Origin of the sequence: Mesorhizobium sp. M0800, from assembly GCF_040320095.1 — a bacterium.
Classification (GTDB): Bacteria; Pseudomonadota; Alphaproteobacteria; order Rhizobiales; family Rhizobiaceae; genus Mesorhizobium.
On the sequence record NZ_JAMYOZ010000012.1, the window covers coordinates 26,411 to 49,223 of the forward strand.

Annotated in this window: 20 protein-coding genes, 3 pseudogenes and 1 riboswitch; of the genes and pseudogenes, 10 read left to right on the forward strand and 13 right to left on the reverse strand. The window is 60.8% G+C overall.

Annotation, left to right across the window (positions count from 1 at the left end; all coding sequences use genetic code 11):
* Nucleotides 1–353 precede the first annotated feature (353 nt).
* The 8 genes and pseudogenes from NKI18_RS16360 to NKI18_RS16395 form a co-directional block, all read right to left on the reverse strand.
* A pseudogene (locus NKI18_RS16360) lies at nucleotides 354–496 on the reverse strand (ribosome small subunit-dependent GTPase A); the annotation flags it as partial.
* On the reverse strand, nucleotides 492–1,253 hold the full coding sequence (locus tag NKI18_RS16365; RefSeq protein ID WP_352620001.1) for a hydroxymethylpyrimidine/phosphomethylpyrimidine kinase: 762 nt from the start codon (nucleotides 1,251–1,253) through the stop codon (nucleotides 492–494). The pseudogene NKI18_RS16360 and the gene NKI18_RS16365, both read right to left, overlap by 5 nt.
* Nucleotides 1,244–1,849: a thiamine phosphate synthase gene (locus NKI18_RS16370; protein WP_352620002.1), complete on the reverse strand. Its 606-nt coding sequence runs from the start codon at nucleotides 1,847–1,849 to the stop codon at nucleotides 1,244–1,246. The genes NKI18_RS16365 and NKI18_RS16370 overlap by 10 nt, the downstream gene beginning before the upstream one ends.
* The gene (locus NKI18_RS16375) at nucleotides 1,846–2,619 is read right to left on the reverse strand and encodes a thiazole synthase (RefSeq protein WP_352620003.1); all 774 of its coding nucleotides are present in this window, start codon (nucleotides 2,617–2,619) and stop codon (nucleotides 1,846–1,848) included. Before NKI18_RS16375 ends, NKI18_RS16370 begins: the two co-directional genes overlap by 4 nt.
* 1 nt (nucleotide 2,620) lies before the next feature.
* Nucleotides 2,621–2,818 carry a sulfur carrier protein ThiS gene (thiS, locus tag NKI18_RS16380; protein WP_352503089.1) on the reverse strand — a complete coding sequence of 66 codons (198 nt, stop codon included), beginning with the start codon at nucleotides 2,816–2,818 and terminating at the stop codon, nucleotides 2,621–2,623.
* Nucleotides 2,787–3,788: a glycine oxidase ThiO gene (gene thiO, locus NKI18_RS16385; RefSeq protein ID WP_352620004.1), complete on the reverse strand. Its 1,002-nt coding sequence runs from the start codon at nucleotides 3,786–3,788 to the stop codon at nucleotides 2,787–2,789. Before thiO ends, thiS begins: the two co-directional genes overlap by 32 nt.
* Complete coding sequence (gene thiC, locus NKI18_RS16390) at nucleotides 3,785–5,620, reverse strand: phosphomethylpyrimidine synthase ThiC (RefSeq protein ID WP_352620005.1); 1,836 nt, start codon at nucleotides 5,618–5,620, stop codon at nucleotides 3,785–3,787. The genes thiO and thiC overlap by 4 nt, the downstream gene beginning before the upstream one ends.
* A 104-nt stretch (nucleotides 5,621–5,724) precedes the next feature.
* Nucleotides 5,725–5,841: riboswitch (TPP riboswitch) on the reverse strand.
* Between the two features lie 182 nt (nucleotides 5,842–6,023).
* Entirely contained in the window at nucleotides 6,024–7,568 is a 1,545-nt protein-coding gene (locus tag NKI18_RS16395; protein WP_352620006.1) for a Fic family protein, read from the reverse strand.
* A gap of 1,147 nt (nucleotides 7,569–8,715) precedes the next feature.
* Here NKI18_RS16395 and NKI18_RS16400 point away from each other — a divergent pair.
* Nucleotides 8,716–9,171 carry a YybH family protein gene (locus NKI18_RS16400; RefSeq protein WP_352620007.1) on the forward strand — a complete coding sequence of 152 codons (456 nt, stop codon included), beginning with the start codon at nucleotides 8,716–8,718 and terminating at the stop codon, nucleotides 9,169–9,171.
* 909 nt (nucleotides 9,172–10,080) lie between these two features.
* Here NKI18_RS16400 and NKI18_RS16405 read toward each other — a convergent pair.
* The 3 genes from NKI18_RS16405 to NKI18_RS16415 all read right to left on the reverse strand — a co-directional run bounded on the left by NKI18_RS16405 (nucleotide 10,081) and on the right by NKI18_RS16415 (nucleotide 11,873).
* On the reverse strand, nucleotides 10,081–10,326 hold the full coding sequence (locus NKI18_RS16405; protein ID WP_352620008.1) for a DUF6074 family protein: 246 nt from the start codon (nucleotides 10,324–10,326) through the stop codon (nucleotides 10,081–10,083).
* Between the two features lie 506 nt (nucleotides 10,327–10,832).
* Nucleotides 10,833–11,054 (reverse strand): hypothetical protein, encoded by a 222-nt coding sequence (locus NKI18_RS16410; RefSeq protein ID WP_352620009.1) that lies wholly within the window; start codon nucleotides 11,052–11,054, stop codon nucleotides 10,833–10,835.
* Between the two features lie 669 nt (nucleotides 11,055–11,723).
* Nucleotides 11,724–11,873 (reverse strand): hypothetical protein, encoded by a 150-nt coding sequence (locus NKI18_RS16415; protein WP_352620010.1) that lies wholly within the window; start codon nucleotides 11,871–11,873, stop codon nucleotides 11,724–11,726.
* A gap of 471 nt (nucleotides 11,874–12,344) precedes the next feature.
* Between NKI18_RS16415 and NKI18_RS16420 the strand changes: the two are divergent.
* A pseudogene (locus tag NKI18_RS16420) lies at nucleotides 12,345–12,638 on the forward strand (DUF1236 domain-containing protein).
* A 234-nt stretch (nucleotides 12,639–12,872) separates the two neighbouring features.
* Nucleotides 12,873–13,130: a hypothetical protein gene (locus NKI18_RS16425; RefSeq protein ID WP_352620011.1), complete on the forward strand. Its 258-nt coding sequence runs from the start codon at nucleotides 12,873–12,875 to the stop codon at nucleotides 13,128–13,130.
* Nucleotides 13,131–13,207: 77 nt separating this feature from the next.
* On the opposite strand, the pseudogene NKI18_RS16430 reads toward NKI18_RS16425, so the two are convergent.
* Together NKI18_RS16430 and NKI18_RS16435 are read right to left on the reverse strand one after the other, a co-directional pair.
* Nucleotides 13,208–13,378: pseudogene (locus NKI18_RS16430) on the reverse strand (type II toxin-antitoxin system VapB family antitoxin); the annotation flags it as partial.
* Nucleotides 13,379–13,679: 301 nt separating this feature from the next.
* Nucleotides 13,680–14,446 (reverse strand): IS5 family transposase gene (locus NKI18_RS16435; RefSeq protein ID WP_352527421.1). Its coding sequence is split into 2 segments (ribosomal slippage): nucleotides 13,680–14,122 and nucleotides 14,122–14,446, totalling 768 coding nucleotides; the frame shifts between segments, so codons are not numbered across the junction.
* Between the two features lie 165 nt (nucleotides 14,447–14,611).
* On the opposite strand from NKI18_RS16435, the gene NKI18_RS16440 reads away from it, so the two are divergent.
* The 7 genes from NKI18_RS16440 (at nucleotide 14,612) to NKI18_RS16470 (ending at nucleotide 22,786) form a co-directional block, all read left to right on the forward strand.
* A complete protein-coding gene (locus NKI18_RS16440; RefSeq protein WP_352620041.1) occupies nucleotides 14,612–15,052 on the forward strand; it encodes an SUKH-3 domain-containing protein in 441 nt (146 codons plus the stop codon).
* A 307-nt stretch (nucleotides 15,053–15,359) separates the two neighbouring features.
* Nucleotides 15,360–17,357 carry a conjugal transfer protein TraG gene (locus NKI18_RS16445; RefSeq protein WP_352620012.1) on the forward strand — a complete coding sequence of 666 codons (1,998 nt, stop codon included), beginning with the start codon at nucleotides 15,360–15,362 and terminating at the stop codon, nucleotides 17,355–17,357.
* Between the two features lie 3 nt (nucleotides 17,358–17,360).
* On the forward strand, nucleotides 17,361–17,795 hold the full coding sequence (locus NKI18_RS16450) for a CopG family transcriptional regulator (RefSeq protein WP_352620013.1): 435 nt from the start codon (nucleotides 17,361–17,363) through the stop codon (nucleotides 17,793–17,795).
* A gap of 359 nt (nucleotides 17,796–18,154) precedes the next feature.
* Nucleotides 18,155–19,153 (forward strand): LacI family DNA-binding transcriptional regulator, encoded by a 999-nt coding sequence (locus NKI18_RS16455; RefSeq protein WP_352620014.1) that lies wholly within the window; start codon nucleotides 18,155–18,157, stop codon nucleotides 19,151–19,153.
* Nucleotides 19,150–20,667 (forward strand): sugar ABC transporter ATP-binding protein, encoded by a 1,518-nt coding sequence (locus NKI18_RS16460; RefSeq protein ID WP_352620015.1) that lies wholly within the window; start codon nucleotides 19,150–19,152, stop codon nucleotides 20,665–20,667. Before NKI18_RS16455 ends, NKI18_RS16460 begins: the two co-directional genes overlap by 4 nt.
* A complete protein-coding gene (locus NKI18_RS16465; protein ID WP_352620016.1) occupies nucleotides 20,667–21,722 on the forward strand; it encodes an ABC transporter permease in 1,056 nt (351 codons plus the stop codon). The genes NKI18_RS16460 and NKI18_RS16465 overlap by 1 nt, the downstream gene beginning before the upstream one ends.
* 74 nt (nucleotides 21,723–21,796) lie before the next feature.
* Nucleotides 21,797–22,786 (forward strand): substrate-binding domain-containing protein, encoded by a 990-nt coding sequence (locus NKI18_RS16470; RefSeq protein WP_352620017.1) that lies wholly within the window; start codon nucleotides 21,797–21,799, stop codon nucleotides 22,784–22,786.
* The last annotated feature ends 27 nt before the right edge of the window (nucleotides 22,787–22,813 follow it).

The window sequence follows — 22,813 nt, forward strand, 5'->3', positions numbered from 1 at the left end:
GGCGCAGGGAAAGTGGGGAAACCAGGATCATGCCTGAGTTGCTTCACCGCTTTGGCATTGAGGCGCGGAAGAAGATTCGAACGGATGGTGGGCTCAGCCGTCACTATCTGCAGGCGCTAGTGCAGTGGCTTGAAATGGGAGATGCCGAAATACGGATCACTGGCTCCAAGATCAAACTCTTACAGACGCTCGCGACGGAGGAAGGCGGCACTGGAGTGGAACCGCGTGTAAGGGGCGTTCGCAGTTTTGATCTGAGGTGGCTCCCCGGACTGAACGAAACTGCGAACTACGAGCTGCCGATCCCCTCGAAACAAGAGGACCAGCTCTCCTCCTTCATGAATGATCGCCGCGACCGCGGCCGAATTGCTGCCACGAGGTCCGGTTCGAACCCCGTGTTGTTGCGATTTTCGTCTAAGAGTTTGCGCCAGCGAGCAAGACGCTCAGGATCCAGCATACTAGCGGCCAAAGCTGCTTGTACCGCATAGCCGGGTTCATTCTGCTCCATTCCTCTGAAACGTGGCGAAGACAAGCCGCTTGCTTTCGCGCACGCAGTCTTCAAGCGGCTTCGCCTTCGCCAGATGCGCCGCAATCGCGCTGGCCAGCATGCAACCTGTTCCGCGCATTGATGTGGCAAGGCGCGGTGTATCGACGTGGATGGGTTCATGATCGGAGCGTAATAGAATATCGGTCGATCGGAGTCCCGAGGCATGCCCACCCTTGATCAGCAGGGCCTGAGGGCCGGCGGCCAACAGTCTTTGTCCTTGTCGGAGCGCACCGTCCTCATCCACTGCCAGTTCGGAGCCAATAAGGTGCGCCAGTTCGGGAAGGTTGGGCGTGACCAGACGGCAAAGCGGCATCAGATCGCGCTTCATGACAGCGATAGCGGCTGCCTCTAAGAGCGCCCGGCCTGAGGTGGAGGCCAGCACTGGATCGAGTACTGCCGGCACCTGTCGATTTTCGCGCAGTACGGCGGCAACCGCAGCGATGGTCTCGGCTGTTCCGAGCATGCCGATCTTGATTGCCGCCACTTCGTTGGCCTGCAGCGCGGCGCGCATCTGATCAGCCACCAGGCTTGGTGGCGAATGAAGGATTTCCAGTACGGCGTCGTGCGTTTGCACTGTGAGCGCGGTGACAGCGAGACAGGTGCGCACGCCAATGGAAGCGATCGTCTCGATATCGCGTGCTATTCCGGCACCCCCGCTGGAATCTGATCCGCCAACCACAAGCACATGCGCTGCTCGTCTCATCGCCATCGGTCTGTCTTTTCGATCCATTCTCGCGTGCGCGCTTCGGGATCGGAGCTCAACTTGATGTCCGTGACCACTGCCGCGCAGTTGGCGCCGGCCTCAAAGACGCAGTCGAGGCGGTCGGAGTTGAGGCCGCCGATAGCGACCAATGGGATCGGCGCCACTCGCCGGTTCCATTCGCTGATCCGCTCTAGCCCTTGCGGCGCCCACTTCATCTTCTTCAAGATGGTGGGATAGATCGGACCGAGCGCAACATAGTCGGGGTCGGCAAACATGGCCGTTTCCAGCTCGACATGATCATGCGTGCTCAACCCGAGCCTGACACCGGCTGACCGGATCCTAGAGAGGTCGGCGGTTTGCAGATCTTCCTGGCCGAGATGCACGAAGTCGCAGCCTTCCTCGATTGCCAGGCGCCAATGATCGTTGACGATGAGCTGGCTTTTATGTTGAGCACACAAGGCCTTCGACTTGCGGATCTCCGTGCGCAACCCGGCTTCATCCATGGTTTTTATACGAAGCTGAACCAGCTTGACGCCGAGCGGCGCCAACCTTTCGATCCAGGCGGCGCTGTCGACGATCAGGTAGAAGGGATCGAGCTTCATGAAAAAACCGCCCTGCCGATCGTCGGTGTCGATGGCACGGCGACGTCGCGCGGTTCGAGCATTCCTGAAAGGAAGGCTTCACGGCCGGCATCGACTGCCTTGCCGAATGCGCGCGCCATGCCGACTGGCTCGGCTGCCCTGGCGACCGCCGTGTTCAGGAGCACGGCGTCAAAGCCGAGTTCCATGACGGTCGCCGCATGCGACGGCCGCCCGAGGCCAGCGTCCACAATCAGCGGGACGCCAGGGAGATGTCCGCGCATCAAGCGCAGCGCAGTTATGTTGATCGGTCCGAGGGCGGAACCGATCAGTGCGCACCACGGCATCAAGACCTTGCAGCCCGCCTCCAGCAGCCGCTCGGCGACAACAAGGTCGTCGGTGGTATAGGGGAATACCGAAAACCCATCCTCGCACAGGATGCGGGCGGCTTCGACCAGTCCGAACACATCCGGCTGCAGAGTGTCGTGGTTGCCGATCACCTCGAGCTTGATCCAGGTCGTCCCGAACACCTCGCGCGCCATTCTCGCCGTCGTGATCGCTTCCTTGACGGAGTGGCAGCCGGCCGTGTTGGGCAGGATTCTTGTGCCAAGCGAGCGGATCAACGACCAGAACTTTTCGCCGTCCCTGCCGCCGGCCATTTCACGCCGCAGGGACACGGTCACCACCGACGTGCCCGATGCCTGGACCGCATCGGCAAGGATGGCCGGCGATGGATATTGAGCCGTGCCGAGAAACAGCCGAGAGGGAAGCGTCGTCCCGAGAAGCTCGAACATGCTAGCCTCCCTGCATCGGTGAGAGGATTTCGATCCGGTCGCCCTCGCTCAACTGGAACTCCGCCCGGTTGGCTTTGTGCACGAGGTCGCTGTTGACGGCCGTCGCCAGCCAATCGCCTTCATAGTCGAGCGCGGCAAGTAGTTCGGCCAGCGTTGAGGCGTCAATCTCAAGCGCTTGGCCGTTGACGATCAGTTTCATCGGCGGGCTCCAAGGGTTTGTGGTGACTGAAGACGAGTTCGGCCGCCTGGCGCGCCATGGCGGGCGCGAGAAGAAAGCCATGGCGATAAAGCCCGTTGATCGCCACGGTGCTTTCGCGTGCTTCGACACGCGGCAGATTGTCGGGAAAGGCTGGACGGACGCCGACACCGGTTTCAACGATCTCGGCCTCGCCAAAGGCCGGATGGAGGGTATAGGTCGCGCCCAAAAGCTCCATCATGGAACGCGCCGTGACCCGTCCAGCGGACTGGCTCTCGATCATCGTCGCGCCGGCCATGAACTGGTGGTCAGTGCGCGGCACTACGTAGAGCGGAAAGCGCGGATGCAGCAGTCGGACCGGGCGCGAGAGCGAGACATCGGGCGTGCGCAGGATCAGCATCTCGCCGCGAACGCCGCGCAGTCGGTCGTCTATGGCGGCCATGCCCGTGCAGTCGATCTGACGACCGAAACCGGAGCCAAGCCGGGCGTCGGCGCCGAAGCGGAATTCGATGCCCATCGCTGCTAGTCTGTCATGCAGTGCCGCCATCGCCTGGCGCGGGTCGAGATGGGCTTCGTCGGGGAAGAGCAATCCACGACGGAAGCGGCCGGCGAGGTCGGGCTCCAGCAACGCGATTTCATCTTCATCGACCCACCGATGGCCCGACGTGCGGCGGGCGAACCGGTCGAGCTCGCCCGAATCGCGCGGCGCGGCCACGACCAGTGTTCCTGCCCGTGTCACCTGGTCAGGCGTCGCCGCATCCCACCAGTCTGCGGCGTTGCGTCCGAGATCGAGCACGGACTGCTCGGCGCTTTCACGCTCGCACCAGGGCGCCAGCATGCCACCGGCGAACCATGACGCATTGCCGCCAAGGCTGTGCCTTGTCTCGGCAACGGTCACAGCCGCGCCGCGCGTGGCGAGCTCGAAAGCTGCGGTGAGGCCAGCAACGCCGGCCCCTTTGACCAGCACCCTCATGACGGTTCCGGCGCCTCTGGCTTGAGTGGCACGCCGGTCTCGCCAGTTGGCATGTAGAGATCACCACCCTCGCGGTATTTCGCCGCCATCGCCGCCATGCCCTCCTTCTGCGCCTCGGCACGAATGTCGTGGGAAATGCGCATGGAACAGAATTTCGGTCCGCACATCGAGCAGAAATGCGCCAGCTTGTGCGCCTCCTTGGGCAAGGTCTGATCGTGGAAGGACCGCGCTGTTTCGGGATCGAGCGACAGGTTGAACTGGTCCTCCCAGCGGAACTCGAATCTGGCCCGCGACAGCGCGTCGTCGCGGATCTTCGCCGCCGGGTGACCCTTCGCCAGGTCGGCGGCATGCGCCGCGATCTTGTAGGTGATCACGCCGGTCTTGACGTCGTTGCGATCGGGAAGCCCGAGATGTTCCTTCGGCGTGACGTAGCAGAGCATGGCGGTGCCGAACCAGCCGATCATGGCAGCACCGATGCCGGAGGTGATGTGATCGTAACCCGGCGCGATGTCGGTGGTGAGCGGTCCAAGCGTATAGAACGGCGCTTCGCCGCAGACCGCGAGCTGCTTGTCCATGTTCTGCTTGATCTTGTGCATCGGCACGTGGCCGGGCCCCTCGATCATCACCTGGCAATCTTTCGCCCAGGCGATCTTGGTCAGCTCGCCGAGCGTTTCCAGCTCGGCGAATTGCGCGGCGTCGTTGGCATCGGCAATCGAGCCGGGACGAAGGCCGTCACCGAGCGAGAAGGACACATCATAGGCGCGGCAGATGTCGCAGATTTCGGCGAAATGCTCGTAAAGGAAGCTTTCCCGGTGATGGTGCAGGCACCATTTGGCCATGATCGAGCCGCCGCGCGAGACGATGCCAGTGACCCGGTCGACGGTCAGCGGGATGTAGTGCAGCCGCACGCCGGCATGGATGGTGAAATAGTCGACACCCTGTTCGGCCTGCTCGACCAGCGTGTCGCGGTAGACCTCCCAGGTAAGATCCTCGGCGATGCCGCCGACCTTCTCAAGCGCCTGATAGAGCGGCACCGTGCCGATCGGCACCGGCGCATTGCGCACGATCCATTCGCGGATGTTGTGGATGTTGCGGCCGGTCGATAGGTCCATCACCGTGTCGGCGCCCCAGCGGATCGCCCAGACCATTTTTTCGACTTCCTCAGCCATCGAGGAGGTGACCGCCGAATTGCCGATATTGGCGTTGATCTTCACCAGGAAATTGCGGCCGATGATCATCGGCTCGCTCTCGGGATGATTGATGTTGGCGGGAATGATCGCGCGGCCGCGCGCCACCTCCTCGCGCACGAATTCCGGCGTGACGAAGTCGGGGATCGCCGCGCCGAAGGCTTCGCCGTCGCGCTCAAGCTTGCCGCGCAGGATCTCGCGGCCGAGGTTCTCGCGGATGGCCACGAATTCCATTTCTGGCGTGATGATGCCGGCGCGCGCATAGGTAAGCTGAGTCACCGCCTTGCCTGACTTGGCCCTCAGCGGCCGGTTACGGACTGGAAACTCCGGCGTCAGGCGCTCGCCTGCGGCGAATCCGTTGTCTTCCGGCCGCACGTGGCGGCCGTCATAGGCTTCGACATCGCCCCGCGCCGTAATCCATTCGTGGCGAAGCCGGGCAAGGCCGTTTTCGATGCTGGTTTCGACAGTCGGGTCGGTATAGGGGCCTGACGGATCGTAGACGGTGACGGGCGGCTCGCCGGCTGTCGGATGGACGGAGATTTCGCGCATCGCCACCCTGAGCTGCGGGTGGATGGTACCGGATTTGTGGATTTTGCGTGAGGCAGGCAGCGGTCCCGTCGAGACGGCGGGGGTGAGGGCATTCATCTTGAGGCTCCTTTGCTCGTTGCATTGGAGACCCAGTTCTGTGCCGGAAGGATGAAAAGACGCTTCTAGCGACCTGCCGAAACAGGACCTCGGGCGTAAACTCCCGCAAAGCGCTTGCACCGTCCCTACGCCAGTATGAACTGGATCAGGTTCAACGGGTCACTGCGCCGCGAATGCCAGCAGTATCTCAGCCCCTTGCCGGGACTCCCCTGGTGAATGCGTGAGGTTGGACGGGACGGCTCCGGTTTGTCAAGCGCGTTCTGGCCGCGGCTGATCGGCGGCCGGTCAGACCGTGCGGAAAAAATCGTGCATGTCTCGGCGACAAGTCAAGCGTCGGAGATGAAGGCAGGGACAAGGGAATCGCAAACCGTCGGACTAAAAATCGATCCTGATGATCACACCTTCAATGGGCACCAAAGGTTTGCGCGTAGATCGCCTCGATTCTTCCTGCCTCGTCACTGGTCAGCGCGGCGAATTCCTTTTCGCGCGCGCGGTTCGATAGATGTCCATCATTCTGGTGAAGAAAACGGAAGAGCAGATCGGTCAACCGCTCGGGCATGTCGATAAAGGCGTCCACCTGCTGCCGGAACTGATCGTAGCGCTGCAGAAATGCGGTTTCCTCGGGAAGGTCCCGTTCGATCGTCCGCTGAACGCAGGCATAGAGGAATTCGGCGTGCGGGGTTGCATCGAAGAACCGGTAGAAATCACCGGTGTCATTCAGCACCCGGACGTTGAATTGCGGCGCCGGTTCCCATTCCATCAACGGCAGAAGGCGCTGCGAATAGCTCTCGAGCACGCCCCTGTACTCGTTGATCTGGTCCAGGATCGCGGCCGAGACGGGAAAGACCACTCCCGGCGGATTGAAGCCGCGCATGGCAAGGACGTGGTGGATTAGGTAGCGGTGAATGCGGCCGTTTCCGTCCTCGAACGGGTGAATGTAGACAAAGCCGAAGGCGAGGATTGCGGCGGCTACGACTGCATCAAGGTTTTGCGCGGGGCCCTGATCGAACGCCGCCATTCCATCGATTAGCCGCGGCAGGTCCTCGGGCCGAGCGCTGATGTGATCGGGCAAGGGCGTGCCGTTGTCTCGGTCATGCTCACCGACGAAACCTCCTTCTTTTCGGAAGCCAAGTCTTACGAAACGGGCGTCGCCAAGTACAATTCTTTGCAGACGCAGCAGCTCATCGCGATCGATCGGCCAGCGGCCGGCTTCGCCGATGGCGCGGCCCCAGCGCTGGATGCGATCTTGCGGCGGGTGCTCGCCCTCGATCGCATAGCTTGATCGCGAGTCTTTGAGCAAAAGAAAGGCGGCGGTCCGAGCAAGGAGGTCGCGCGGCACGTCCGCTACGATTGCCTCCGCGCGCCGCGGTAGTTCAAGGCCGATGAATTTTTCGAGAATCTTGGTGCGGAACACCAGAGGGCAGAACTCACGCGTGCCGGGGAGATTGTCCCTTACGCGGTAGCGCGAAGCGGTCTTGTCGGGTCCCGGCCACTGCAGCTCGGGATCGACAACCGGAATGTATCGTCCGGCCTCCGCGTCCGGCAGATCGATACGCGCGCCCCTCAGCCATTCATATAAAAACCAGATGCGGCGGGCATAACTGCCGGTCGGGCTTTCACGGACCAGCGCCTCGATCGGCGCGGGACCGGTCACTTGGAACAGCCGCTTGAGGACGGCAAGGTCCAGTCCCTCGTACTTGAGCGCAAAGGTCAGGTGGCCTTCGAGGGTAGGATTTGGGGCATGGCGGGGGGTCATGATCCGCCAGCCATCCCGTTCGGTAATGCGATGATGCTCGCCAGTGGCGAACAACCTACGGGGCAAGGGCACGGCGAGCCTGTAGGCTCCGATCAGGGCGCTGTACCCGGCCGGGGTCGCCGTTTCAGGAAGGCGGATTTCCTGAAAAACGGTAACAGGACCTGAAAATTGGTGCTGTTGGATCGCAGGCATGAAAAGCGAATCCTTCCATCGAATTTTGGTTTAGTTCCGCCAAAACTTATGAAAAATGATCCTATCCCATGAAAATTGATGCCACCAGACAAATTTTCCGAAAACCGATTCTAAAACGGTGCTGAAGTCGATCAAGCAAGAACTCCGCCACCGGCTCAAGGAAGCGACTTCAGACAAAAGGTGAGTCCAGGAACCGCCATTCGCCCGTCTCTTAGTCACCAGGCCGGCACGGATGGCCCGCCTTACGTCGAGCCGGATTGCTCGAGGAGCAGCGCGCCGTTCGGGGCTCACTCATAGAGCGCTCCGGCGCGCGATCCCGATTTGATAGCCGCGATCACGCTCGCGACTGATCTTGGCGACGTGGCGGCGTCGGAGTAGAAAAGTGATGCAGGATCTCGGTGGCGTCGTGTGTGTGTGTGTGACCTGAAGTGAGTTCTCTGCGGTATGGGGCGGCACGCAGCGCGCGCGTCTTTTTGGCAAACAGATCGACGAAGCGGCACCGAAGGGAAGTTCCTGGCATTCATTCTCGCCATCGCTGCCCCAATTTGCCGACTGGACTGCCGATCGATCTCGCCCAATACTTTGCGCGCGCAAGGGCCGAAGCTGAACTGGGCGGCACCTGCTCATTCGGGAGCTAACTCATGCTTGGCGCGCAAGCCCGAGAGAGCTGTGCCTGATCGAATGCGTGAAATCGTAGCTCGGGGTGGAGAGGCTGACGCGGTCATCTGTCACCCGCCTTCGGGCTGTAAAGGAAAGCGCGACATCGTCTCCAATGCTCGTTCCCCACGTCGAGGGGCCCAGCGGCTTGGCTGCGGGAGGACTGCCAGCTAGTGGCCGCTGGGCCTTGACGACCAGCGAGCGTAAGAGGAGGCCCTGTGCTGGCTGACGAAAACTTGCGAGCAAAGCCACGGAAAAGCATCATTCGAACGAACTCTTTCGTCGAGACGAGGAGGGCAGTGAGGCGGTAGCCGCCGCTTTGAAGCTCTCCGGCAGCTGCTACGCTGGTCGTTCAGAGGGTCGCAGCTGCGCTTGCGCCGTCATATCAGATAAGTCTAATATAATCCGCGCCTGGCCATCGAACGCTGCGGCGCCCTCGGGTCGGCGCTATTCATCGGGTGGGCATGTCGGGCACGCAAGGGAGGACGAAATGAGACTGGTTCAGTCATTTGCATTTGCTGCTGTGCTGCTTCTTTCGTCTGCATTGTCTGCGGCCGCCCAGTCGGCTCGTGAGGACATCGAAGCGGCGTTGGTAAAATTTATGGACGCCTTCAACAGCGGAAACGCAGCAGCGGTAGGTCAAATGTATACCGACGATGCCGCCCTGCTGCCACCCGACGGCAAACGCGTCGATGACCGCAAGGGCGTGGAAGAATTCTGGCAGGGCGCAATCAAGGCCGGGATGAAGAATCTCACCCTGAAGGCGCTGGAAGTGGAAGGGAGCGGGAATCTCGCCTACGAAGTTGGTGCATTTACGCTCGGTGTGCCGAGCAAAGGCGGCGCCCTCTCCACCGTCGCGGGCAAGTATCTCGTCGTCTGGAAAAAGGGCGACGACGGGACATGGCGCCTGCATCGGGACATCTGGAACTTAGGTGCGGCCGAATAGGGATAGATATCCAGGCCCTCATCGACCCTCTTGCGAAGGGTAGGGCGGCTGTATGGACCGGGATCTGGTGCTCTATTGCCAGCGCTGTCGAGTGGCAGGACGATGGGGACCGGCTAACCGCGCGGTATAGCTTCGGTCTGGCGCGCTTTCCAATGGATTTGCCGCCAATTTGGCGGATCGCTGATCAGTCGCGGTGATTGCGACCACGTCACCAATTCCAATTCCCCGCTTCATGAAACGAGTCTGGAGCGTGCACGGCCTTAAGCAAGGGATTGCTAATGTGCGAGACAGCACGCTTCGCTCTAGCGGGTATGGCCCAGCGGCTTGGTTGAGGGGGGACTAGCAGCTAGAGGCCGCTGGGCCTTGACCAGCAGCATGCTTAAGAGGAGGTGCTGGCTGGCTGGCCAAAAACTTGCGCTCAAGGCAACGCAAAAGCATCATTCGAACGGACACTGCGCGCCAGAAGCTTATTCCAGCCGATAGAGCCACCATGGAATGCAAGCCCAGCAAACCGGATTCACCAAACATCGCATCAGGACCTGCGCTTGCGCGTCCATGGCCGCGCCAGTCCTTCGGCATTCAGCATTGCGACGCGGAGCAGCCAGCCGACCCATTACAGACCGCGACGGACGGTGATTAGGGCCAGCGCGGCGATAGGCAGCGAGCGTAACCATTGGCGTAAGTGGAGTGTTTCACGATCTCAATTGGTTGGCTCCGCCAGGTTTCCAGCTGGCTGCCACCGGGCACGTGCCAGCTGGGGTAAACAATTGAAATATTCGAAACTGGCTTTTTGGGCGGGAGCCGCGCTAGTTGCCAAGTGAGAAACCTAGCATTCGACGGGAGCAGTGCAGTAACGTGTGCGAAGCCTAGTCGAGTCTGCAAGCGGCAATCATTCGTCGTGAGTCGACGCTAATGTGTGCGTTTCGCAGGACTCCGGCTGGCTATCTCGCGTAAGACGGCATGAAGAAGCGTTCCAATTTCCTGTTCGGCGCGCCCGGGTGCAATTCCTGATTCGGACAACTGAACGAGAATTGTCTTGGCGGTGCTGCGCCAGAACGCATTCGCATCCTCGCCGTTCTTGGATTCCAGCACGCGGGCAACTCCCTCGACCAACTTCCGCCGCGGCGGGCGGTGAACGGTGCCGCGATTAGCCAATGAGCGCGATGGCTTGGGCGCAAACTGTCGGGCAGGAATGGGTAAGAGCGGACATTGGCCGATCTCCGCTCTTCAGCAAAACAGCCATAGAAAGCTGCCTGGTTTACGAGTTGAACTGGCTAGGATTGTCGATGACGGCGGAGCCGTTTCTCGAGCCCCCTGACAGGTGCCGGCCAAGCCGAAGAGGCTGCCGGTTCCGGCGTCGTTGAAGACAATGTTTCCGCCTTTCCCGTCTGGTCGAATGAGGCGTCCGTAAGAGGCGCGACCGTCGATGAACTCAAGCTCTGCCAAAGCAATACCCGTTTGCATTTGAGAGGAACTGCCGTTCTTTTGGAACCCTTAATCCCTGGCGAGAGTTCGGCTCTGCACGACAGCGTTTAGTGTTCGCCAAAACGCGCGAACTTAGGGGCGGAGGCGGAAGCTAGTATGACCGCTTACGCCCGTGCAGCCATTAACTATGCTGGTAACAGCCGGCCACAGGATGGTCCAAGGTTTGAACATAGCGGTCACTTTGATGGCTTTTTGTCGCACAGCGTCCTCGCCTTGATGCACTCGACCGCTTCCAGCATCGCGGCCGACACCCTGGCGGCCGGAAAAATCTCGACAATGCTCCCAATCGATTCCAGGTCGAAGACGACGTCGTCAGAGCCGGTGTCATTGGCTCGCGTTCCGGAATAGCCGATGTCGTCACGATAGGCCTTGATCGTCGCTGCTGCGCGACGGAGCAAGCCGGCACGCTCCGGCATCGTCGGTCAATCGACTTCATTGGCCCCGCGCGGCAGTTCGGAAATGAACAGGTCGAGCGGCCTGAACTCCACCCCTCTCTCTCCGAACTACAGATTGGCAGCTGGGAAATTTTTGGGACAAGGAATGAGCTTACGTGTCGATCTCACGAGCTCGAGCAGACGCCCTCGTCCAAGCCTGCCTCTTGCAAGGCAGCCCATATTCGCATTGCTAGCGTCTCGCCTTCCAAGGACGAGCGGGCGATATCCTCCCTCACTCCAAACCTGGTCGAAAACGGGTTGGCGAATCCAGATCGGACCGGGTATAAACCGGCTTGTTTGAAAGGCATTTTGCAACCCCCAAGCTTCAGAAGGGCCGTCACTGGTAATCAAAATTAGCGCCCGTCGGGATGAACGCGTCAACGGTATGTAAAAGGACGACATTTGCAATGGTTGTCCGCCCCACCGGCTACGAAAATTGTCCCCAACTGGCGGTTGGTAGACGCCAAGCAGCCGCGCACGTATCGTTCGTTTCGATCGGGCCGCACCGGGCACCGCCCACCCCAGCGCCCACGCCCCCGTGCTCGGCGCAACGGCCCGATCGACCCGTCGTACTGTAGAGTGCGGCGGGTTTTTCAATGCCGGTCGCGCAGCTCTTCACTGCCTTGGTGAGGGTCAGACGGTCGATGCCGTTCTTTTGATCAGCTTGCCGACCTGGCTCGGCGACACGACATTTTCCCGCGCGAAATGTTCCACCTCATGAAACGCATCGATCAACAGGCGGCCTCGGTCGAACAAGTCTCGATTGCTCTTGTTCTCGTCCATTTCCGTTTTCCTACTTACTCGACATCCGATGCAGCTGGGAGATGAGGATCCGCCCGCCAATCGAGGAATGGCGGGCGGATCCTATAAGCGCAGGAAGGCACTTTTCTGCGCCGACACAAATTTTGAGGGCTGTTAGAGCGTCATTTCTGGCTAACGAGTATCAGCTAATGACCATTCCTATCGCCAAGAGGGTGATGGAGACCGCGAAAACCGGTGCAAGCAGCCAGCGAGCTTGGTGGACACTGTTCTCCATAGGCTCCTCCGTTGAGCGACGCCAACGAGTACGAACAGACACAGTTCCGGGGCGGCGCGATGTCCGGGGCTCTTGCGCACAACAACTCAGACTTAGGTGCTACGCACGCCAGACCGAAGGCTCAGTGAGGAACGTCTGCAGAAGCTTCAGGTTTGGGGGAGCTTTGGCGCAAAATTCGCGTCCAGTACAAGAGAGCTCACAAGGAGATAGCTGTGAGAATGCATCTTTTCACCGCAGCCGCGGGATTTCTGCTGCCGGCTGGTGTCGGTGCCGCCGCGCTCAGGACGTGGTGATCCAACCTGAACAGGAGACGCTCATGAAAGAATATGTGAAAAAGCAACCGCTCGCATCGGTGAAAAATTCCTGGAGTGGAGCTCAATATAGGCTCAACCCTGCCCGACACCGTCGAGCTTCATGAGGTCCCGAACGTCAAATACCGCTACGTCGTCGTCGACAACCGGACCGTTGTCGTTGACCCAGCCACACCCAAGATCGTCAAAGTCATCCAGTGACCTGAACCATTTGGGGAGGAGAAGCCCGCCGTTACCAAGTTAAGCGGCGGGGGGCGAAGCGTGTTTGATAGGCTGTCGGGCGGCAATCGATTTATAGATCTGCGAGCACCAGGCCTCGCGCAACGCTTGATCACCCGCCGTGCTGATGGGCACGGCCGGTTTTTCAGATGGAGGAGGGTTTAGAACACGTTGTTAATTTGTGATAGCTTTGCCGCGACGGGAGGCGACCAAATCATGGACAAAAGGGTCGAGGGAGACTCGGAGAAACTGGCGCGGGGCGAATTCGAGCTCAGAGCCGAACGGTATGGCGTGAACGCCTTCCTTCTCGTTGTCGAACTTTTAAACCTGCTGGAAAAGCGCGGAACCATCAGCAGCGACGACGTCGCGAAAATGGCCGATGCCGCAGCACTGGCTGTTGCCGCATCCAGTCAACCTGACATGAACAGCATTAATCTCTTGCAGGCCATCGCTGCCGCGCGCCAGTCCAAATAACGGCTGTCGAGAGCGTTGTTCAGCTATTCCAAGTCCATGTCCAAACGGGGTTGCGAGGAGGTCCTATCGATTGCGCACTAAGCGTCCTTGCTGGCCGCGCCCCCGATGATCTCGTCGGCGCTGCGAGCATCGAGCACGGGCAGGGCGGCCCAGCGCCGGCGGCTGGCAGCTAGGTCTTCCAGCATTGCCGGCTTGCGAGCGTCGGATCCGAATCGACGTAGGCGCTCCTCGAGCGCGCGCTGCGAAGCGGAGCTAAACCCAACGCACGGATTCGTTCCCGATAACGTCGCGCTTTGGCGCGGTTGCGGCAGTCTCCATCGAGAACCAGCGACGGTCCTGCAGCCGGCTTTCGTCGACAAATAGCCACCGCAGCCGCGATCATCTTGCAAATTGCGGATCTTACGCGCGGCTGCACGTGATCAGGTCGTCGGCAGACAGTGCGATCGGGCACAAGAGATCGAGCGGCTCTGGGCCGGACATTCCATGTGCCAGGTGTCGGACCCCTTTCCCATTCGAGGCGCAAGGGGGATAGTTGTGCAGATCTGCGATTTAGGGCGTAGACTCATTACTGCGTAGCCAGATGCGAATTGAGACGAGTTTGAGGGCAGCAAGATAGTTTTCTGCCAGCTTGTCGTAGCGTGTCGCGATCCGCCGGAACTGCTTGGCTTTATTGAAGAAGCGCTCTACCAGGTTGCGCGCCTTATAGAGGAAGGGACTGAAGCAGATCGGGTCCTTGCGGTTGGCCTTGGGCGGGATGTTGGCCCAAGCCTTTCGCTCGGTGATGGCCGTGCGCAGGGCGTTCGCATCGTAGCCCTTGTCGGCGAGCAGCATGGCACCCTCGGGCAAATCCCTGATCAAGTCGACTGCGGAGGCGATGTCGCTCTTCTGGCCTGCCGTCAGCGTTAGTTTGATCGGCCTCCCTTGGGCGTCGACAAGAGCATGGATTTTGGTTGTCAGCCCGCCTCGAGAACGACCGAGACAATAATCTCGACCCCCCTTTTTGCCGTCGCGCCCTGCTGATGGACGCGAACAATGGAGGTGTCAATCATCTGCACCTCGCCGTCATGGGTTTTGGTAATGTCGGCCATGAGGCGGTCCCAAACACCTGCTTTCCGCCATCGGACAAAGCGGTTGTAGCAGGTGGTGCGTGGGCCGTATCGCTCTGGCAGATCGCGCCATGGCGCACCGGATCGCAGCACCCAGAAGATGCCGTTGAGCACCCGCCGGTCATCGACGCGCGGCACTCCTCGCGGCTTGTTGGGCAACAGCGGCTCGATCACGCGCCACTCGAAGTCGGTCAGGTCATATCGGCTCATGCGGAGCCTGAATCAGATTGCGCCGCAATATGAAAGCCGCCAGTCGGAAAACAACCCATTGCGGACCTTGAAACTACCGACGATAAATTCAGAATGACAACTCTGCCGACCGCTGTTTTGCCGATCTTTGCCGCAGCCGGATGGTTTCCTGGGCGCAAAGTGCCCATGTCTCCAGAGGTCCCGGCTAGTCATCCCGTGGCTGCCATTCTCAGCGAGTTCGGCGGCCTCAATGTCGGCGAGCTCGGCCGTGGCATGGAATGCGCCCGGAGCGATGTCGTCTTCTGTTGGTCCCCACATGAAGGCTACCGAGAGATTGCCGAGATTGGAGACTTGCTTCAGACGGAGTTGGCTTGCTTTGCCACAGCTCACAACCATCACCAAAGCCTGTATATCGATAGTGGGGGCCGGGTATTTGTGGTGTCCCCGATGATGAGCGGCATCGGCTTAATGGGGCGCACTTTTGGTGACGCCATGGAGCGCGCCCTGCTAGGCCGAAAGGCATCACCCCTGCTTCTGCCATCACATGAGAGTGTATCTTGGTATGGAGAGGTGCTTCTGCGTGGAAGCCCTCAAATCATGAGCATTGGGGAACTGAAGACGGGATAGGGCGGCCGACTGCTTTCCACCCCATCTCGGTCATTCCGCATTTATGAGTTCACGGCCTAGTTGATCTCCTTCACGACCACCAGAATGAGAACAGTCACAATTGTTCCATGGTGGCGCAATGGCAACGACCCGACTCTGATCTCTCTGCCCAAGTGAAATACTTTCCAAAGAAGGTCCCCGACCGAATTCTGCAAGTCTTTCTATCTCACAGTACGTCCTGCCGCTTTTGACAACTCCTTCCCCTTGCATATCTCGACACTCGGTCTTTCTTCGTTGTTCGGGTCATTCAGATCGGAGAAAACGACAAGTGCCGGCATCCAAGATTTTGTGGGGACAGGTCCTCACCACCCTTGGGTTCGTCCTCGTGACAACTTGGTCAGCGACGCAATGGACGGCATGGCGGCTCGGCTTTCAGAGCCAACTCGGTCCGTCCTGGTTCGAACTGGCGGGACAGCCCATTTATCCTCCGCCGGCGTTTTTCTGGTGGTGGTTTTTCTATGACGCCTACGCGCCGAGGATCTTTGTTGAGGGCGCGGCGATTGCGGCAAGCGGCAGCCTGATGGCGATCGCCACCGCGATCGGGATGTCGGTGTGGCGCGCCCGCGAGGCAAAGGACTCCGCGACCTATGGCTCGGCACGCTGGGCGACGCGAGACGAAATCAGAGCCGCAGGCATAATCGGTCCTGATGGCGTGGTGCTCGGCAAGCTCGACCACGACTATCTACGCCATGATGGTCCCGAACACGTGCTGTGTTTTGCGCCGACCCGAAGCGGCAAGGGCGTCGGCCTGGTTGTGCCGTCGCTGCTGACCTGGCCGGGTTCGGCAATTGTCCACGACATCAAAGGCGAAAACTGGGAACTGACGGCCGGATGGCGGACACGTTTCGGCCGGGTGCTTCTGTTCGATCCGACCAATGCCGCATCCGCGGCATATAACCCTCTGCTGGAGGTGCGACGAGGCGAGCGGGAAGTTCGAGATGTGCAGAACGTGGCAGATGTGCTGGTCGACCCGGAAGGCACATTGGAACGCCGCAACCACTGGGAGAAGACCAGCCATGCGCTGCTGGTCGGCGCCATACTGCATGTGCTCTATGCGGAGAAGGACAAGACCCTTGCCGGGGTGGCGAACTTCCTCTCCGATCCACAGAGGCCAATCGAGACGACGTTGCGCGCCATGATGCTGACCCGGCATTTGGGCGATGCCGGCCCGCACCCGGTCGTGGCGTCGGCTGCCCGAGAACTGCTCAACAAATCCGAAAACGAGCGCTCCGGCGTGCTCTCGACGGCCATGAGTTTTCTGGGCCTCTACCGCGATCCGGTTGTGGCCAAGGTGACGTCATGTTGCCACTGGCGGATCGCCGACCTTGTCGAGGAGAGACGGCCGACGACCCTCTATTTGGTCGTGCCGCCATCGGATATCAGCCGCACAAAGCCGCTAATCCGCCTCGTGCTTAACCAGATCGGCCGCCGACTGACGGAAGATCTCCATGCGAAGGATCATCGACAGCGTCTGTTGATGATGCTCGACGAGTTCCCGGCGCTCGGCCGGCTCGATTTCTTCGAAAGCGCACTGGCCTTCATGGCCGGCTATGGCATCAAGTCGTTCCTGATCGCACAATCACTCAATCAGATCGAGAAGGCCTACGGACCAAACAATTCCATCCTCGACAATTGTCACGTACGGGTAAGCTTCGCCACCAATGACGAGCGGACAGCCAAGCGCGTCTCAGACTCTTTGGGGACCGCGACCGAGTTGCGCGCCATGAAAAACTATGCCGGCCACAGATTGTCGCCCTGGCTCGGGCATCTGATGGTGTCGCGGCAGGAAACGGCGCGTGCTCTGATGACGCCGGGCGAGATCATGCAGCTGCCGCCCACCGACGCAATCGTCATGATCTCGGGCCAGTTCCCAATCCGAGCGAAGAAGGCACGCTACTTCGCCGATCAGCGGCTTACCGAACGTGTTTTGCCGCCACCAAAAACCGGAGCGACCATGCCAACCGTGCGCTCTGACGATTGGACCGAACCGACGATCCCTGCTGAGCCGGAAAGCACATCTCAGACGTTGAGGCCGGCCACGGATCAGCAGGACGAGGATCCGGCCAACGGCGGCATCCGCCGTCAGCCCGAGCTTCCCGAACACGAAGACATCGCGCCGGAGCGAACAACACAGCGCGACGATGAGTTCGACCTCGACAGGGACGAGCCTGATGATGACGCGGTGCGCCGTCGTAGTGTCGATCAGGCTATGAGGCGCGCAGCACGTCAGGCCGCTCTTGACCCGAGTGATGGCATTGAGCTTTGAGCCATGAAGAACGCCAAGAAAAAACGTCTCTCTGCCTATCTTGATCCTGACGTGATGAACGCGCTGGCAGACTACGCCGAGCGGCGCAAGGTCTCGCTGTCACTGGTCGCCGAGGCTGCGCTCGCGTCGTTGCTGTCGCCGGATGCCGAAGAACGAAAGGAAGCGGCGATCACTCGACGCCTCGACCAAGTTGATCGACGTGTGCAGCGTGTCGAACGCGACGTCGGAATTGCCATTGAGACACTCGCATTGTTCGTCCGCTTTTGGCTCAACTCGACCCCAGCCTTGCCGGAATCCGCGCAGGCCGAGGCGCGCGCCAAGGGTTTGCAGCGCTATGACAATTTCGTCGATGCACTCGGTCGCCGGCTGAGCAAAGGACCAAGGCTGAGGCAGGAAATAGCCGACGATGTTCCGCCAGTACCGCCAGCAAAGGGATGAATGAGCCGGCAAGATAGGTTGGCAGAGGCGAGAATTCCTCATGCGACGCTATGCCCGATCATCGCGCGACGCCAGATTGAAGCGTCTCTCGGGACCATGATCTTTCCGACAGGTTTGGCAATCTGCTCGCGCACCATTTCTAAATCGTGCCCACAGAATTCGAGTGGTGAGGGGAGCGGACGTCGTGTGTCTGCTTTGCTCCACTCTAGACAACAATAGTCTGATCAGATCAAAAACGCCCATCGAATCGATTGCGCAAACGTTTCGATGGCATTATCGTTATTGTACCCGCCAGGACAGAGCGGGCTTAAAGCGCAACATCAGGGAGGAGCGCTTGCGTGCACTCCGTTTGAGCCGCAATGGCAACGATGGTTGAGGTAGCCCGTCGTGCCGGCGTGTCGGTCTCAACGGTGTCCCATGTGATCAACCGCACGCGCTTTGTCTCGCCTGCGAAGTCGAAAGCCATTAACGAAGCGATTGCTTTGCTTGGATATCAGCCCAATGGGCTGGCGCGTTCTCTCAAGGTCGCTTCAACCAACAGCGTCGGCTTGGCGATTTCGGCGATCTCGAACCCGTATTTCACTGACATCATCTGTGCCGTGGAAGCGGAATGCGCGCGTCTTGGCCTCATGGTTTTCCTCTCCGACACGCAGGACGATCCTGATCGGGAGCTTGCGGTCGTTCGCGCCTTCCATCAACGACGTGTTGACGGCGTTATTCTGGCGCCCTCGGGTGCCCCAGAGCGAGCCACCAACTACCTTGCCGAGAAAATGGTTCCCTGCGTTCTGATCGACCGGTTTGCCGACGAACGATTTGACCAGATCGGCGTGGAGAACCAATCTGCGATGCGGGCTCTTATCGATCACGTCGCATCCTTCGGCCACCAGCGGATTGGGTTCATTGCGGGGCAGCCGGGCCTTGCTACGACTCGCGAACGTATCAATGCGTTCAAGTCAGCTTTGATGGCTAACGGACTTGCCTACGTGTCGGAATATCTGCCGCCAGGGAACGTCGACACGGCGAGCGCTACGGCATCGACCCGCGCGATGTTGTCATTGGCTTCGCCGCCTACGGCGTTGGTCACCGGCAACAATATGGCGACGATCGGAGCGGTCCGAGCGGTTCGCGAAAAAGGTCTCGCAATACCTCGGGATCTTTCACTTGTCGGCTTTGACGACTTCGAATGGGCCGATTGTTTTGAGCCGCGACTGACCCTTATTGCGCAGCCTTGCACCGAAATCGGGCGGCAGGCCGCATCGTTGCTTAGCGCCCGAATTGCATCAACGGATACCGAGCCCCGCTCGGTGCGGCTTCAGGCGACGCTGCATGCCCGCCACTCCTGCGGGAGGCCGGCATGAGCGCGCCGCTTCTATCGGTGACAGGGGCCGTGAAACGCTTCGGCGGCGTCCAGGCGCTACGCGGTGTCGATTTCGATCTCAAGCCAGGCGAGATCCACGCCCTGCTGGGCGAGAACGGCGCCGGCAAATCGACATTGATGAATCTGCTGTCGGGAGTTTACGCGCCCGACGAAGGTACGATCCAGATTGACGGCAAGCCGGTGCGGTTCAACAACCCGCGCGAGGCGCAGACGGCCGGAATTGCGACCATTTTTCAGGAGCTTGATCTCGTTCCAACGCTCGATGTGGCGTCAAACCTCTTCCTTGGCCGCGAATTGATGTGCTCGGGCGGACTGCTCGATGTGGCAGGGATGCGCCGCGAAGCTCGCAAGCGCCTGGAAGCTATCGAACTGGCTATCGATCCCGCCAGGCTAGTCGGCGACCTATCGATCGGGCAACGCCAGGTCGTTGCGATCGTCAAAGCGTTGTCCTATGCGACGCGGGTCCTGATCATGGACGAGCCGACGGCGGCCCTAACGGTGGGCGAGGTCGAGAGGCTGTTTGACATCATGCGCAAGCTCGCTGCCAGTGGCGTCGGCATCGTCTATATCTCCCACCGCCTGGAGGAAGTGCCGCAGATCGCGGCCCGGGTGACGGTGATGCGGGACGGACGTGTGGCCGGCATCACCGAGCCGCACGCACCGCAGGCCGAACTGGTGCGGCTGCTCGTCGGGCGCCCACTGGACGAACTCTATCCCCAGCGCACCACGGCCGTCGGCCGGGCTCTGCTCAGCCTGCGCGATGCCAGCTTCCGGCTAGTGCGCGACAGCGCCGGCTGGCAGGCCCCGACAGGGCTTTCACTCGAGGTGCATGAAGGCGAGATCGTCGGGCTGGCAGGCATCATGGGGGCAGGGCGCACCGAGCTCCTGAGCGCGCTTTACGGCACCGGCCTTTCCGGTCACTGGGAGGGCGGCGTCGCCATTTCCGGCCGTCCGGTCAAGCTTGATTCCATCAGAGCCGCGCGCATTGCCGGCATCGCCTTCGTCACCGACGACCGCCGTGGCAGTGGCCTAATGCTGAGGATGGCGGTTGGCCTCAACCTCGTCATGTCGGTGATCCGGCGAATATCGCCGGGCGGACTGATGTCGCCGGGCCGCCAGGCCGAGGCGGTGAAACAATCGTTCAGCCAGTTCGACATTCGGCCGAAGAATCCCGACGTCGCGGTCGGCGCGCTGTCCGGCGGCAACCAGCAGAAGGTGGTGCTGGCCAAGGAGATACTTGGCAATCCCCGGCTCTTGCTGCTCGACGAGCCGACGCGCGGCGTCGATGTCGGCGCCAAGGGCGAGATCTATCAGCGGCTGCGGCAGTTGGCGGCGCAGGGCCTGGGCATCCTGGTTGCCTCCAGCGAAATGCCGGAGCTTATAGGCCTGTGCGACCGCATCGTGGTGCTGCGCCAGGGGCGCAATGTAGCGGAATTCACCGGTGGCGTTGACGAGCACACCGTGATGGCAGCGGCAAATGGCAGGGAGGCGTGATGTCCGAGCAGAAGATTTCGGTTGCGAGCGGTCCGGTGCTAGCTGCACCGGCCGCAAAGCATCGCGATCCACTCGCGCTGATCGTGCGCTTCCAGAGCCTGATCGGCCTGGTGCTGGTGGCGATCGGCGGCGTCATCTTCTCGCCGAGGCGCCATGGCGAGATCCTGTTCCTTGCGCCCGACAACATGGCCAACATCGTGCGCGCGGTGTCGGAGACCGGCATTATCGCCATCGGCATGACCTTCGTCATTATCACCGCCGGCATCGACCTTTCGGTGGGCGCAGTGCTTGGTCTCTCCAGCGTCGTCACCGCGACGATGATGATCTCCGGCGGCTTCGGGCTTATCCCGACCATCCTCGCGGTGCTGGTAATGGGCACCGTCTTCGGCATGATCCAGGGCACCATTTCCAGCCGCTTTAGGCTCGAGCCGTTCATCGTCACGCTCGCCGGCCTGCAGGCGGCGCGAGGTCTCGCGCTGGTCGTTTCCGGCAACCAGTACATTAATATTTCCTATGGCGACGGGCCCGGCCTGGCGCCACCTGTCTTCGCGGTACTGGGCGAGCGCCTGTTCAACAACACAGTGCCGGTGGCCACCATTGTCTTCATCGTCTTCGCCACTATTGCTACCCTGGTACTGAATACCACGCGCTTCGGCCGCTATGTCTTTGCCGTCGGCGGCAACGAGCGAGCGGCGCGTATTTCGGGCGTGCCGGTCTCGATGATCAAGATCTCGGTCTACGCCATTACCGGATTTGCCGCCGCCCTTGCCGGCATCGTGCATGCCGGTCAGTTCAACTTCGGCAGCGCCAATGACGGTATGGGCTATGAGCTCACGGCCATCGCGGCCGTGGTCATCGGCGGCACCAGCCTGTTCGGCGGCGCCGGCTCGATGGTCGGCACCGTTGCCGGCACCATCATGCTCGGCGCGCTCGCCAACATCCTTCAGCTCAACAACATTACCCCCGCCATGCAGCTGCTCGCGACCGCCGCGATCATCGTTCTGGCGGCAGTGCTTCAATCCCTCGTTCGCCGCCGCGAGGGTTTGGGACGATAGGAGGCCGGCGGCAGCATTTGGAAGACCGTGAAACCAAGGTCTGGCCCCTAGGCCCGACGAGGAGGAGAGCAAGCATGACAACGATGGAAAAAGGATCGAGGCGCGCCCTGCAGGTCGCCTTTCTAGCAGGCTCTTGCCTGTGCATGGCGGGTGCTGCCCAAGCGGCCGAGCCGATGGTCAAGGCCTGCGCCAAGGACGGCCAGTTCATCATCGGCTTTTCGCAGGCGAACAATGCCGAGCCCTACCGCCAGCATGTCAATGACGAGCTGACCGCGGCGGTCAAGGAAGTGCCGCAGTTCACGCTTCAGATCGCCGACGGCGCCGGCAACGTCAACACGCAGACCTCGCAGGTCGACAACTTCATAACCCAGAAAGTTGATCTGCTCTTGATCTCGCCCTTCGAGGCAGCGCCCATGACACCGGCGGTGAAGCGCGCGATGGATGCCGGCGTTCCCGTCATCGAGCTAGACCGCAAAACGGTAGGCGACCCCGGCAAGGACTACACCGCCTTCATCGGCGGCGACAATTACAAGATCGCGCTCGAAGCGGGCAAATACACCGCAAAGACCCTGCTCCCGGAAGGCGGCGAGGCGGCGGTGCTTGAAGGCCTGCCGAGTTCAACGCCGGCGGTGGAGCGACTCAACGGCTTCAAGGACGGTGTGAAGGAGAATGCCAAAATCCAAGTGGTGGCCGAGCAGGCCGCCGACTGGGTGCCCGACAAAGCCCAAACCGCCTTTTCCGCCATGCTGCAAGCGCACCCGGAGATCAAGGTGCTCTATGCCTCGAACGACATGATGGCGGCTGGTGCGCTGCTCGCAGCGAAGGGTGCGGGCAAGCAGGTCAAGATCATCGGCACCGATGGCCTGCCGGGTCCGGCCGGCGGCATCGAGGCCGTGGCCAAGGGCGACTGGGCGGCAACCTTCACCTACCCGACCGGCGCCAAAGAAGCGATCGAGATGTCGAAGAAGATCCTGCTTGAGTGTGCTTCGTCGGTGGAGCCGACGGTGACGGTGGACACGACCGCGATCACGCCGGAAAATGCCAAGCAGATGATGGGAAACTGAGGGCAGGGCCGACAGCAGAGTTGATAC